The organism is Eubacterium sp. OM08-24, assembly GCF_003438075.1.
Classification (GTDB): Bacteria; Bacillota; Clostridia; order Oscillospirales; family Acutalibacteraceae; genus Ruminococcoides.
Genome location: NZ_QSTA01000001.1, coordinates 684,284 through 698,194 on the forward strand (window position 1 = coordinate 684,284; position 13,911 = coordinate 698,194).

Sequence of the window (13,911 nt, forward strand, 5' to 3'; positions counted from 1 at the left end):
TAAAGTTTTTTGCACAACAACAACTGCGCCCTGTTTATAAGTAAGACTTAAACAAGACGCAGCCGTAATATTAAATATTAATATTTAATTTTGCTAAAAGTACATTTTATAATTTTTACAATGCTTTTACTTTAAATGTAAATACCGTACCGTTTTCATTACTCTTTAATGTAATAGTACCGTCATGTCTTTCGGCAATATGTTTTACAATTGCAAGTCCAAGACCTGTACCGCCGGTTTCTTTGGAGCGGCTTTTGTCAACTCGATAAAATCTTTCAAAAACTCGCTTTTGGTGCTTTACAGGAATACCTATTCCCGTATCCGCAACGCTTAGAAAAGCATTTTCTCCGTCTTTTTTTACGGTAACGGTTACACTGCCGCCCTTGCGGTTATATCTGATAGCATTGTCGCAAAGGTTGTAAACAAGTTCGTAAAGCTGATTGCGGTTGCCGTTTATCAGTACCTTTTCGGCTGCATTCACCTTGATTTCCACCTCGTGCTTATTTGCATTGGTGTGCAAATCTTCGGCAACCTCTCTTGAAAGTCCCGACAAATCCACTTTATCGTAATTTGCGGGTCTTGTATTTTCGTCAAGCTCCGAAAGCTCGATAATATCGCCTATAAGTGAAAGCAGTCTGCCCGATTCCTTATGAATTTTTCCTGCAAATCTTTCTATATCTTCTGGAGCGGCAATACCGCTTTCGATGATCTCGGCATAACCCGAAATTGAAGTGAGAGGTGTTTTTAGCTCGTGTGTAACATTTGCGGTAAACTCTCGCCTCATTTTTTCAGCCTTTCGCTTTGCCGACACATCAATAATAAGACAAATAACGCCCTTTTGCTCGCTGTTTGAATAAACGGGACTTGCTATTATCTGCAGCACTCTGCCGTTTATATTGCCTTCATTACTGCTGCGTTCACCGCTGAAAGCCTTGTCAACACATTCGCACAAAACCTCGTTTCGTGAAAAAGAAATTAAACTTTCTCCGACAGTACCCTCGGAATCCGTACCGAGGTATTTAGATGCCGAGTGGTTGCACATAAGCATATTTTTATCCATATCAAGCATTATAAAGCCCTCGGACATATTTTGAATAAGTGTATCAATTCTGTCTTTTTCAAGCTGCAAGCGTGTTACCTGCTTGCTGATTTGCTTTTGCTGACTTGAAATGGTGCGGGAAATTGAACTTAATTCCTCATATTGTGTACCATCTGCATTGCTCTCAAGGTTTTCGATAGGTGCGATTATTTTTTTAGTTGACCTTTTTGAAAGTATATAGCAAAGAATAAACACAAGAATTATAACGCCCAAAAGAATAGGAACAAGGTGCATAAACAGAGAATATCCGTTTTCAATTGTTTCCGACACACGCAAAACATTTCCGTTTGCGGTTTTTTCAGCGTAATAATATGTAACCCTGCCGATGGTTTCGGACTTTCGGCTGTCATCACCGTAGCCGTTTTTCATTGCGTTTATAAATTCGGGTCTGTTTGAATGGTTGCCCATTTTGGTAACATCTACACCGTCCTCGCTTTCAAGGAGAACATTTCCGCTGCTGTCGAGCAAGGTTATTCGTATTTTAGACGAACTTAAATCGTGCAGCTGCTCATAACTGCTGTCTTTGTTATAAAGTGAAGTTACCATAGCTGCATAATTCTTAATGGTCGCTTTTTCTGAAGAAGAAAAAATAAACCAGAAAGCGGCTGTTGAAAAAACAGCCGTTAAAAGAATAGAAACACCCGCAGTTATTAAAAATCTTTTTAAAAGAATTTTGCGTAATTTCATCTGTTATTCTCCTGCCTTATATCCTACATTGCGTACGGTTTTAATGAGATTGCCGCATTCACCGAGCTTTTGACGGAGTGTTGTAATGTGCATATCAACCGTACGGCTCTCGCCCTCAAAGTCATAGCCCCATACATTAATAATAATGTTTTCTCTTGTAAGTGCCATACCCTTGTTGTTGAGCAAATACTTGAGCAGTTCATACTCTTTGTATGTAAGAGTGCATGGCTCACCGTTTGAAGTGACAATATGCTTGGAATCATCAAGCACAATTCCGCCGAGCTCAACGGTTTCGGGCTTTTCTTCTACCGTACAGCGTCTTAAAATCGCCCTTACTCTTGAAATAAGTTCAAGTACGGAGAACGGCTTTGTAAGGTAATCGTCAGCGCCCATATCAAGACCTTTTACCTTGTCCATTTCGCTTGACTTGGCGGTGACCAAAATAACAGGAATATTTTTTGTTGACTTGTCCTTTCTGAGCTTTTCAAGTACAGAAAGTCCGTCAAAATCGGGGAGCATTACATCAAGAATAACAAGTTGCGGCTTTACATCGGCGCAAGCCTTAAAAAAGCTTTTGCTCTCGCCAAAGCTCTGCACATCATAACCGCTGTTTTTGAGCGCATAGGTTTCAAGCTCTCTGATGTCTGTATCGTCTTCTACAATATAAATTAACATAAATTCTCTAACTCCCCGAAATAGTATTAAGGCAGAGCACATCTACCTTAAAACTAATTATATCACAATAGTCATTTTTTGCAACAAAAAACAAACACGCACTTATTTATTCTTTACTGCCTGTAATTGAAAAAACTACCCATTCACCGATATTTTCCGCATGGTCACCGATTTTTTCAAAATACTTTGCAATCAGCATAATATCAATAGCCTGATGGTCGAGTTCCTTATTTGTATTGATAATATCAATAACCTCTTCCTTTACCTTGTTGAAAAGGTCATCAATCGCATCGTCCATAGTGGCAACTGTTCTTGCAAGTTTTAAATCTTTCTTTACAAAAGCGTCAATCGCAGTTGTTACCATATTTGATGAGCGCTCAGCCATTTCTGAAATATGTGTCATTGAGTAAAGGCTTTCGCAGTCCTTTAAGTAAATAGACATTTCCGCAATATCAATAGCCTGATCGCCTATTCTCTCAAGGTCTGTAATCATCTTGAGCGCTGCCGATACTGTTCTTAAATCGCCTGCAACAGGTGACTGCAAGAGTAAAAGGTTCAAACAAAAGCTCTGGATTTCTCTTTCCATCTTATTTATTTTTTCTTCTATAATCCTTGCTGTTTCAAGCTTATCGTACTCACCGTTTGTAATGATAGTTATTGTGTTTTTAATAGCACCCTCAACCAAAGCGCCCATTTCAATGAGCTTGTCGTTGAGTGTTTTTAATTCCAAATCAAAATATTCTCTCATTAGCCGAACCTTCCTGTAATGTATTCCTCTGTACGCTTATCCTTTGGAGTAGAAAACAAGGTAGCCGTATCAGTGCATTCAATCATTTCGCCAAGCAGGAAGAATGCCGTATTATCAGCAATTCTCATTGCCTGCTGCATATTATGTGTAACCATAATAATGGTATATTTATCTTTAAGCTTCATACAGAGTTCTTCAATTTTACCTGTTGAAATTGGGTCGAGCGCCGAAGTTGCCTCGTCCATAAGTAAAACCTCAGGCTTTACCGCAAGTGCTCTTGCAATGCAAAGACGCTGCTGCTGACCGCCCGAAAGACCGAGAGCGCTCTTTTTAAGTCTGTCCTTAAGCTCATCCCAAATTGCGGCATCTCTTAATGACTGCTCAACAATTTCGTCAAGCTCTCTTCTGCTCCTCACACCATGAGTTCTCGGGCCGAATGCTATGTTGTCATACACGCTCATAGGAAATGGGTTTGCCTTTTGGAAAACCATACCCACTCTTTTTCTGAGGACATTAACATCCATATTTTTTCCGTAAATATCCTCATCATCAAGACGAATATCACCTGTAATTTTACAGCCCTCTACCAAATCGTTCATTCTGTTGAGCGACTTTAAGAGCGTTGATTTACCGCAGCCCGACGGGCCGATAAACGCTGTAATTTTGTTTGCCTCCATATTAAAGTTTACAGACTTTAATGCATGGAATTTGCCGTAATACAGGTTCATATCCTTAATTGTAAACTTATCCATTTGTTTTCCTTCCACCGTTACTTATTTTTACTTGTAAGCTTTTTTGCTATAAATGCCGAAAGTGTATTGATTAAAAGTACAAGCACAAGCAATACAACCGCTGTTGCCCAAGCCTGATCTGTATGCAATCCTTCGTTTGCAAGCACATACATATGAATAGCAAGTGTTCTGCCCGAGGACATAAGTCCGTTTGCAAGACCCGATGCCGAACCCGATGTATATAAAAGTGCCGCTGTTTCACCGACTATTCTGCCCACTGCAAGAATTATGCCGGCAAGAATACCGGGCATTGCACTCGGAAGAATTACTTTTACAATAGTTCTCAGCTTGCCTGCTCCAAGACCATAGCTGCCCTCTCGGTAAGAATCAGGTACAGAAAGCAAAGCCTCTTCTGTTGTTCTCATAATTGTAGGCAGCACCATAATTGCAAGTGTAAAAGAACCTGCAAGCAATGAAAGTCGCCACTGCAAAGTAGTTACAAAGAATAACATACCGAACAAACCGTAAACAATCGACGGAATACCCGAAAGTGTTTCTGCCATTGTTCTGATGAGCTTTACAAACTTATTGCCTCTTTTTGCATACTCGGCAAGATAAATTGCTGCGCCAACACCAAAAGGTACAGCGATTACCAAGGTAAGCAAAGTAACTATAATAGTATTGATAATAGCCGGCATACAAGATACATTGTCACTGTTGTATTCCCACGCAAACAAATCCGGAGTAATGTGCGGAATACCCATTACAAGGATATAAACAATCAAAAATATGAGTGCAAGTACCGATAATGCCGCTGCAAGCACAACAAGAATGAATAAAACAAGTGAAAGTGGCTTTCTTTTATATTCTCTTAATCTTTGGGCAAAACCTGTTTTGTTGATTGCCTTTATTTCGTTATTTTCAGCCATTTTTTTCACTCCTGCTCTTAATTGCCTGCATTGAAAGTGTAATAATAAGGATAAATACAAACAAAACCACACCTGTTGCTATAAGCGCCTGTCTGTGAAGTCCTGTTGAGTAACCCATCTCAAGTACAATGTTTGCTGTAAGTGTTCTTACACCGTCTGTAAGCGATGTAGGAATCTGTACCTGATTGCCTGCAATCAGAATAACAGCCATAGTTTCGCCGATTGCTCTGCCTATGCCAAGCACAACACCTGCAAGAATACCCGACTTAGCTGCCGGCAGCATTGTTTTAAATACACTTCTCTCTCTTGTTGCACCAAGTGCAAGGGCTCCCTCGTAGTAATTTTCGGGCACTGCTCTGATAGCCGATTCCGACACACCGATTATTGTAGGCAAAATCATAATGCCAAGCACTATTGACGCTGCAAGCAAGCTTGAGCCGTTGCCGCCGAAATTTTCACGAATAAACGGTACAATTACCATAAGTCCGAAAAAGCCGTAGACGATTGACGGAATACCTGCAAGCAATTCTGTTGCCGGCTTAATCACCTTGTATAAAGGCTTTGGGCAAAAACGAGCAAGAAAAACTGCTGTTAAAATTCCGATTGGCACACCGATTACTACCGCACCGGCTGTAACATATATACTGCCGATAATCATTGTAAAGATGCCGTAGCTTGCAGGAACATTTGTCGGTGCCCATTCAGAGCCGCCTATAAAATCAAAAAATCCGATTTCTGCCATTGCCGGAACACCGTTGTAGAAAAGGAAAATACATATAAGCACAACTGCCGCTATGCTTGCAAGGGCTGTCAGGAAGAAAACTCCCTGCATAGCCCTTTCTTTAATATTGTTTAATCTCATTTAGTTATATCGCTCCAAACCTTAGCTTCGCCTGTATAGATAGCTTTTACCTGATCCATTGTGAGATTATCTGTTGTGTTGTTTGTGTTTACGATTACTGCAATACCGTCTTTTGCGATTGTTGTTGATGTAAGAGCTGTTTCTGTATCTTTAAGCTCTCTTGATGCCATACCGATATCACAAGTACCCTCGAGTGCCGACTGCATACCTGCTGATGAGTCTGATGTCTGAAGTTCAATGTCAGCCTTTGTATTTACCTGCTTGTAAGCCTCGATGAGCTTTTCCATTACAGGTGATACTGAAGATGAACCTGCTACTGTAATTTTGCCCTCAGGCTTTGTTCCTGCATATGCTGCGTTTTCAGATACCGGAACATAACCCTCTTTAGAAATTACTGCCTGACCGTCTGAGCTTAAGATATAATCTACAAAATCCTTAGCAAGACCGCTTAAGTCGCCCTTATAAGCAATGTTGAACGGACGGCTGATTTTGTATTCTCCTGATTTTACATTTTCTGCTGTTGCCTCAACATCTTCAACCTTAAGAGCCTTAACGCTGTCGTTGAGTGAACCGAGTGAAATGTAACCGATTGCTGCGTCATTGCCCTTTACATTAGTAATAACAGCCTCAGTACCGTTTACTGTAACTGCATCTGTTCTTGTCGTATCTTTCTTTGTGTCGCCGTCTTTAACAAGAACACCTGTAAGCTCTACGAAAGCATCACGAGTACCGGAACCCTGCTCTCTTGTAATTACAGAAAGTGTTTTGCTTGTATCAAAAGCACCTGCACTTGATGAATCTGCATTGCTTGCACCTTCACTTGCAGTTGATGATGAGCTGCCGCCGCAACCTGCAAATGCACCTGCCATAATTACGCCTGCTGCTAATACTGATAACAATTTTGTGCTTGTTTTTTTCATAAATATAATCTCCTCAAATAATTATCGTACTTCTTTTGAGTACGGTATTAGTTTAGTCAATTTTTGTAAAGCTATTTACCCGGCATTTGTAAAATGCCCGTAAATAATTATTTTTATTATGTAATGTAATAATATTTCCTATAAAAAGTGATGACAACTTTAAAATAATATGTTATAATGTTATAAATGTTAAAATTCAGGAGGTTGAAACCAATGGAAAATACAAAAATTCCATATAAAATTTACCTTGACGAAAGCGAAATACCTACTCAATGGTATAATGTTCGTGCAGATATGAAAAACAAGCCTGCTCCTCTTCTTAACCCTGCTACATTAAAGCCTATGACAGCAGAGGAGCTTTATCCTGTTTTCTGTAAGGAACTTGTAGCACAGGAGCTTAACGATACAGACGCATACATAGATATTCCGCAGGAAATTCAGGATTTCTATAAAATGTATCGTCCATCTCCGCTTATCAGAGCATATTTTCTTGAAAAGGCTCTTGATACTCCTGCTAAAATTTACTATAAGTTTGAGGGTAACAATACAAGCGGCAGTCATAAGCTGAACTCCGCTATTGCTCAGGCTTACTATGCTAAAAAGCAGGGACTAAAGGGCGTAACCACAGAAACAGGTGCAGGTCAGTGGGGTACAGCGCTTTCAATGGCTTGCTCATACTTCGGACTTGACTGTAAGGTATATATGGTAAAGGTATCTTACGAGCAAAAACCATTCAGAAGAGAAGTTATGAGAACATACGGTGCAAGCGTTACTCCTTCACCGTCTATGGATACTGCCGTTGGCAGAAAAATTCTTGAGGAGCACCCCGGCACAACAGGCAGCCTTGGATGCGCTATTTCTGAGGCTGTTGAAGTTGCTACATCTACCGAGGGTTACCGCTATGTACTCGGCAGTGTGCTTAATCAGGTACTTCTCCACCAGTCGGTTATCGGTCTTGAGGCTAAAAAAGCTCTTGATAAATATAATGTAAAGCCTGACATTATTATCGGTTGTGCAGGCGGCGGCTCTAACCTCGGCGGTCTTATCTCTCCGTTTGTAGGCGAAAAGCTCAGAGGCGAGGCTGATTACAGAATTATCGCTGTTGAGCCTGCGTCTTGTCCAAGCTTTACAAGAGGCAAGTTTGCATATGACTTCTGCGATACAGGTAAGGTTTGCCCGCTTTCTAAGATGTATACTCTCGGCAGCGGATTTATTCCGTCAGCTAACCATGCAGGCGGACTTCGCTACCATGGTATGAGCAGCACACTTTCTCAGCTTTACCATGACGGACTTATGGAGGCAACTTCTGTTGAGCAGACATCTGTATTTGCTGCCGCAGAACAGTTTGCAAGAGTTGAGGGTATTCTCCCTGCTCCTGAAAGCAGCCACGCAATCAGAGTTGCTATTGACGAGGCATTAAAGTGCAAAGAAACAGGCGAAGAAAAAACTATTCTCTTTGGTCTTACAGGTACAGGTTACTTTGATATGGTAGCTTACGAGAAATTTAACGATGGTCTTATGAGCGACTATATTCCGACAGACGAGGAACTTCAAAAGGGCTTTGACGGTCTTCCAAATGTTCCTGAAAATTAAATAGGGTATATTAATTGGAGAGAGGATTTCCCTCTCTCCTTTTTATACATAAATTGCTGTAAAACATATATAACAGTTGTGATTAGTTAAAACTAACTTCTAACCTCTTGACAATGCAAATCAGTTGTGCTATTATTCCATTTGTAGAAAACTATTCTTGAAAGGAAATGACATATATGGCAAAACCAAAGCTTCCAATTCCTGTAACACTTCTTACAGGTTATCTTGGTTCAGGTAAAACTACACTTATCAATCATGTACTCAGCAATCAGGAAGGTTACAAGTGCGCTGTTATCGTTAATGATATCGGCGAGGTAAACATTGACGCTGAGCTTATTCAGAAAACAGGCGTTGTTACTCAGAAAGATGACAACCTTGTTCCTCTTTCAAACGGCTGTATCTGCTGCACACTCAAGGTTGACCTTATCAATCAGATTGCCGAGCTTGTTAAGTCAGGCAAATTTGATTATATTCTCATTGAGGCAAGCGGTATTTGCGAGCCACTCCCTATTGCTCAGTCAATAGCTGTACTTGAGGGCGACGAAGAGGAAGGCACACCTGCTATCTGCCGTCTTGACAACATTGTAACTGTTGTAGACGCACTCAGAATGGCGACAGAGTTTGGCTGCGGCGACAATCTTCTTAAAGATGATGTAGACGAAGAGGACATTGAAAGCCTTGTTATTCAGCAAATTGAGTTCTGCTCAACTATCATTCTCAATAAAGTAGATATGGTAAACGAGGAGCAGCTCGGCAGAGTTAAGGCTATGATTAAGACACTCCAGCCAAAGGCTAAAATTATTGAGGCAAACTACGGCAAGGTAAGCGTTGGCGATATTCTCAACACAAATCTTTACAACTTTGAGGAAACAGCAGGTTCAGCAGGCTGGGCTCAGGCATATGATAAAGACGAGGACGAGAGAAACGAGCATCATGACCACGATGAAGATGAGCACGAGCACCATCATCACCATGACGAAGATAAGCACGAGCATCACCATCACCACCATCACGATGGCGAAGACCATTCAAATTGCGATCATGAGCATGGTCACTGCTGCCACCATCACCACCACGGTGACGATGATGAAGAATATGGCATTGGTACATTTGTATATCACAGCCGCCGTCCGTTCAATCAGGAGAAATTACAGGAATTTGTAAACAATTGGCCAAAGGGCGTTGTTCGTGCAAAGGGTATTCTTTGGTTCTCTGATAAAGACAAGAGAGATTACCTCTATGTATTTGAGCAGGCAGGCGTACAGATTACTGCAACAGAAAACGGCAAATGGCTTGCGGCTTTTCCGAAGAGCGAGCAGAAAAAGTACTTTAAAGAATATCCCGACATTGAAGAGCATTGGGACGAAAAGTACGGCGACCGAGAGATTAAACTTGTATTTATCGGTCAGCATATGGACAAGCCAAACATTATTGAAAGACTTGACAACTGTCTTGATGATTAATAAATCGAATTTAAAAATTCCCTGTCTTTTCGGCAGGGAATTTTTGTTTTGTGTTTAACGCAAATTTTAGTTTTGTAAATTTAAAATTTATGTCAACCATTTTTAAAGGGTTGCGGGTTTGGGCAGAGCCCATAAAAAGCTTTCATTATAACAGACTTTCGGGCGCAAACAGCAAAGCTGTTGCGTGCTAAAACTAAGTTTGAAAAACAGGCGACAGCCTTAAAAAGGAATAATTAAAAAAACTCCGTCATCGCTATGCGTTGACGGAGTAAATAATAAGAATATCTTTTTTATTTGCTTTCGCTATTAAAAGGCTTGCGCCATTGTGTTCGAGCCACCAAACGGCAAGCCGTTTGGCTATCAAGAATTTGTGATAACTTAAAGTTTTTGTGGGCGTTGCCCACACCCACAAACTTTGAAAAGGTTGACCAAACTTTTTTGCCTTTTAGGCGGATAGTCCGTTATTTTCGTTCTATACTAACCGACTGAAAATAAGCTGCACCACAATTTCACAAAAACATTAACCCACTTTTAATTTAAAATACTATTCAAAACATCATCAGTTGTTACATCGAGAACATATGCAAATTCGCCGAGCACCATTTTCTCAGCCTCTTTCAAAAAGCGTTCATCCGACATATGTAATCTTTTGCCCCTCTTAAACTGATATCTTTCGTGTAATCTCAGAGTTCTTATAAGTTTAAGCAACTCTGCGCAATCGCCCTCGGCAATAATATTTTTAAAAGTTTCAAATCTCTGATTTTTATTTGAAATCCATTCGGGCTTGTCTTTCGGAATATTATTCAAAAGCTCGTTTGCTTGCTCCTTAGTAAGGATTGCCCTCATTTTGCCGACAAGATTTTCGTTGTGTGTAGGTACAAAAACCTTTGCCGTAGTAGCCGCCTTTGGGCTTAAAACATAATATTCAATATTTGTTTTATCAATTCTTTTGGTTGTAATTTCAGTAATAGTGCACACACCGTTTGTGCCATAAGCCACAACATCAGATACCTCAAACATTTTCTGCACCCCCGTATGCAGATTTGTTAGCATTAATTCGACTAATCATACTTCTCTCTCCTATTCTTAATTCTCATTCGTTAGTAATTGTTTAAAACAATGTCTGACAAAGTGGAAAACAGTTTTTGCTCATTATATTTCTTACATATAACATTATACCATATTTTGATAAATTATGACATAGGCAATATAGCTAACAATGTTATAAAATATGTTGTAAAAAATGCTGATTATTTTTGTTTTTAAAAGGATAAAGCTCCCGAGTTTATCGGAAGCTTTATTTAAAATAAAAATTATTACTGTTCTTTTCTGTAGAATGGTTCTACACCGTTTATTGCATTTCTTGCAAGGTCCATAGTAACAGGCATTACAACAAGGTCTACATCTTCAGTAAGGTATGGCTGTGCAGTTTCTTTTACAGCGTCAAAAATCTTTTTCATATCGCCGATAAAGTCAACTACAACAAGGAAGCTCTTTTTGTCGCTGTGCTCCATCATTCTTAAGAAAGCAACGTTTACATTTGGCTCTGTGCTGAAATGATTGATAAGTGTAGCCATAAGGTCAATAGGATAATCCTTTGGTTCGCCGATTTTAATCTGCTCACCGGGCTTGAACAAATCTTTATTAAGTGTGTTAAAGTCTTTCTGCTGCTTGATTGAAATAATCATTGGCTTAGGGAAAGTAACGCTCTTGCCAAATGGGTTGATTACAAAGCCTACTACGCCAGAATGTGGATCCATAACCATCTGAGAAATGCTGTCAAAATCAGTAACTACTTTTTGAGCATTCTGGGTATCCTGCCACTTAAATAATTCTTCTGTATCTGTAAAAAGTCCAAAGAATTTTTCTTTTTTCTGATTTTCAAGTAATCTGAACTGTACCTGTGTTGCCTGTTTCATAACAGTCTGTCCGTTCTCGGTTACAGCCTGAGTTGTAGGAACAACCTTTGCAGGTAAAATAAACTTAGCCTTTACAACTTCTGTAATCATCTTATCGACGTTCTCTTTTGAGTTGTCTTCCTGCATATTTACAATTGCTTCTTTTAAATCAGGGTTAAAAATCTTTTCAGCAGGTACTCTGCTGTTTTCCATTTTCATTTCGCTCATAATATTTATCCTCCAATAGTCAATTTAAAGTATAAGTTTTTCCGTCCTCAACAATAAGTCCCTTATCTGCCGGATATTGCTGAGAACCGTCTTCGTCACCGTCATTAAAAATAATATACGGTGTTTCCCAATCGTCTTCAAAAGTATAGCTGTATTTTCCGTCGCTTTCCTTTGTCATTTTAAGTCCCGGCCAGGTTTCGTTTTCATACAGTTCATCGTTGTAAACATATGCAAAAATCTGATCTCCCCAACTGTCGGGCTTTTCAAAATATACCTTTGTGCCCTTTGCTACCGAATACTTTTCTTCTACCGCAAACACAACTCTTTCGTATGTTTTTACGCCGTTCGAGTTTTTAGCGGTAAGCACCAAAGTGGCAATATCGCTTGACTCAGGCACTGATACGGTAATTTTGTCGCCGTTCTTGTACGCAACAGACTTTCCGCCATTGAGCACATACTCGGCATTGTCTGTATTTGCGCAAGTAAGCGTTACGGTTGCTGTTTTGCCCTTTTCAATATTAAATACGGTATCGTCAGCCACGCCTACCTCGGCAGTGTCTGCATACTCCTTATATCCCTCGTTATAGAGAACTACCACGCTGTTTTCAGGAATATTGGCATCCGAAGTCATCTTGCCGTTTTTAACGGTGTACTTGGTCTTTCCGTCTGCCCTGTTTACATATGTACCGTCTGCAAGGTTAGTTTCAAAGCCTGTTTCAAGTTCTCCCTCTGTGTTTACAATTACAGCGCCCTTTGTGCCTCTTTCAATCATAACAGCTGTTGAATCGGAGTTAGGATTTACGATGCTTTCCTCCTCGCCTATCATAGCTGTGCGGAAGAAATTAACAGCTTTTACGCTCTTATCCTTATACATATCGTCACCCTCTGTGCCGATACGGTTCATTCCCCATTCGTTATCAACGCTTGAGTTATAAGGACGGTCAAAGAACAGCGGTGTACCGTCTTTTCTTGCGGTTATAATTGCCCAACCGAGGAGAACCTGCTCCTTTGTCATACTGTACCAGTTGCCGTCATTAATGTAGTTATCGTGAGATTCTACCCATGTAACCATATTAAGCGGCGCACTGCCTACCCAAAAATCACTTATTGTGCCCTTTGACAAAGTATTGTTTATAATAGAACTTCTGATTTTGCCGCCATATGTACTTGCTGTGGTGTGCCCGATAGCCTCCATATAATCGGCAAGCCTTTCATTATTGCCCTGAAGTACCTCACCGTACATAAAAAGATTATCGGCGTTGTTGACCTCGGTAGTCACTCTCTGCCAAAAATTATTGGTAAAGCCGTCATCTTCCTTAGGGTCATCGGGCAAGCCGATATGCTTTGCGGTATCGTAACGGAAACCGTCTGCACCGCAGGCTATGCAATCATTGAGATACGCAATAAAGTAATCCTGAAAAGAAGTACGCTCTGTGTTAATGTCAGGCAAGCCGCCCATCTTGTAGGTTGTGCAGGCAAGTCTGCTCGAATAATCGGTTAAATCGTAAGCGTTGTTCTTATGATAAAGGGTTTCAAGACTTCCGCCGCCCGCATCTATAAGGTCTTGACTTATGGCGCTTGTGGTAGGAGTGGTGTGGTTAGCAATTACATCGACTATAACCTTTATACCATACTTTTCCGCCTCGTCACACATAGCCTTAAACTCATCACGAGTACCGAGCTGATAGTTGCCTATCTTGAAATCGGTAGGCTGATAATGATAATACCATTTGCCATCGCCGTAAAGCTGCATTCCGCCGTCTTCGCCCTCAAGGCAAGCATTGATAGGAGAAGTCTGCAACGCTGTATATCCCGATGCTGCAATGTCAGCCATTGATTCCTTTATAGTATTGAAATCCCATGAAAAGCACTGGAGTATTGTGCCATTGTCAATCTTGTCTGCGTGAGCATACTCGGTAGAAGTTTTGGTTGAAGTATTATCATCCGAACCGTTCTGCGAATTTGAATTTGAACAGCCTGCCAAATAAATGACAGAACCTGTGAGCATAGCAGAAACAAGCAATCCTGATAATATTCTTTTAAACAAATTATCACCATCTTTCGTTTTACAATGACCC

The 13,911-nt window shown here is 40.4% G+C and carries 12 protein-coding genes; 2 read left to right on the forward strand and 10 right to left on the reverse strand.

The window, feature by feature from the left end; genetic code table 11:
* Positions 1–115: 115 nt before the first annotated feature.
* The 7 genes from DXC23_RS03390 to DXC23_RS03420 all read right to left on the reverse strand — a co-directional run bounded on the left by DXC23_RS03390 (position 116) and on the right by DXC23_RS03420 (position 6,651).
* Positions 116–1,786, reverse strand: a complete 1,671-nt coding sequence (locus DXC23_RS03390) for an ATP-binding protein (RefSeq protein WP_117704764.1) — start codon at positions 1,784–1,786, stop codon at positions 116–118.
* Between the two features lie 3 nt (positions 1,787–1,789).
* Positions 1,790–2,461, reverse strand: a complete 672-nt coding sequence (locus tag DXC23_RS03395) for a response regulator transcription factor (RefSeq protein ID WP_117704765.1) — start codon at positions 2,459–2,461, stop codon at positions 1,790–1,792.
* A 106-nt stretch (positions 2,462–2,567) separates the two neighbouring features.
* Entirely contained in the window at positions 2,568–3,209 is a 642-nt protein-coding gene (gene phoU, locus DXC23_RS03400) for a phosphate signaling complex protein PhoU (RefSeq protein ID WP_117704766.1), read from the reverse strand.
* Positions 3,209–3,961: a phosphate ABC transporter ATP-binding protein PstB gene (gene pstB, locus DXC23_RS03405; protein ID WP_117704767.1), complete on the reverse strand. Its 753-nt coding sequence runs from the start codon at positions 3,959–3,961 to the stop codon at positions 3,209–3,211. The genes phoU and pstB overlap by 1 nt, the downstream gene beginning before the upstream one ends.
* 17 nt (positions 3,962–3,978) lie before the next feature.
* Positions 3,979–4,869: a phosphate ABC transporter permease PstA gene (gene pstA / locus DXC23_RS03410; protein WP_117704768.1), complete on the reverse strand. Its 891-nt coding sequence runs from the start codon at positions 4,867–4,869 to the stop codon at positions 3,979–3,981.
* Positions 4,862–5,731 (reverse strand): phosphate ABC transporter permease subunit PstC, encoded by an 870-nt coding sequence (gene pstC, locus DXC23_RS03415; protein WP_117704769.1) that lies wholly within the window; start codon positions 5,729–5,731, stop codon positions 4,862–4,864. The genes pstA and pstC overlap by 8 nt, the downstream gene beginning before the upstream one ends.
* Positions 5,728–6,651, reverse strand: a complete 924-nt coding sequence (locus tag DXC23_RS03420; protein WP_117704770.1) for a substrate-binding domain-containing protein — start codon at positions 6,649–6,651, stop codon at positions 5,728–5,730. The genes pstC and DXC23_RS03420 overlap by 4 nt, the downstream gene beginning before the upstream one ends.
* 213 nt (positions 6,652–6,864) lie before the next feature.
* Here DXC23_RS03420 and DXC23_RS03425 point away from each other — a divergent pair, with 213 nt between their 5' ends.
* Both DXC23_RS03425 and DXC23_RS03430 read left to right on the forward strand, forming a co-directional pair.
* Positions 6,865–8,244 carry a TrpB-like pyridoxal phosphate-dependent enzyme gene (locus DXC23_RS03425; protein WP_117704771.1) on the forward strand — a complete coding sequence of 460 codons (1,380 nt, stop codon included), beginning with the start codon at positions 6,865–6,867 and terminating at the stop codon, positions 8,242–8,244.
* A gap of 176 nt (positions 8,245–8,420) precedes the next feature.
* A complete protein-coding gene (locus tag DXC23_RS03430; RefSeq protein WP_117704772.1) occupies positions 8,421–9,707 on the forward strand; it encodes a GTP-binding protein in 1,287 nt (428 codons plus the stop codon).
* Positions 9,708–10,238: 531 nt separating this feature from the next.
* Here DXC23_RS03430 and DXC23_RS03435 read toward each other — a convergent pair.
* The 3 genes from DXC23_RS03435 to DXC23_RS03445 all read right to left on the reverse strand — a co-directional run bounded on the left by DXC23_RS03435 (position 10,239) and on the right by DXC23_RS03445 (position 13,880).
* Positions 10,239–10,727: a CarD family transcriptional regulator gene (locus tag DXC23_RS03435; RefSeq protein WP_158552420.1), complete on the reverse strand. Its 489-nt coding sequence runs from the start codon at positions 10,725–10,727 to the stop codon at positions 10,239–10,241.
* A 296-nt stretch (positions 10,728–11,023) separates the two neighbouring features.
* Entirely contained in the window at positions 11,024–11,833 is an 810-nt protein-coding gene (locus DXC23_RS03440; protein WP_117704774.1) for an enhanced serine sensitivity protein SseB, read from the reverse strand.
* Positions 11,834–11,852: 19 nt separating this feature from the next.
* Entirely contained in the window at positions 11,853–13,880 is a 2,028-nt protein-coding gene (locus DXC23_RS03445) for an alpha-amylase family glycosyl hydrolase (RefSeq protein WP_117704775.1), read from the reverse strand.
* Between the last annotated feature and the right edge of the window lie 31 nt (positions 13,881–13,911).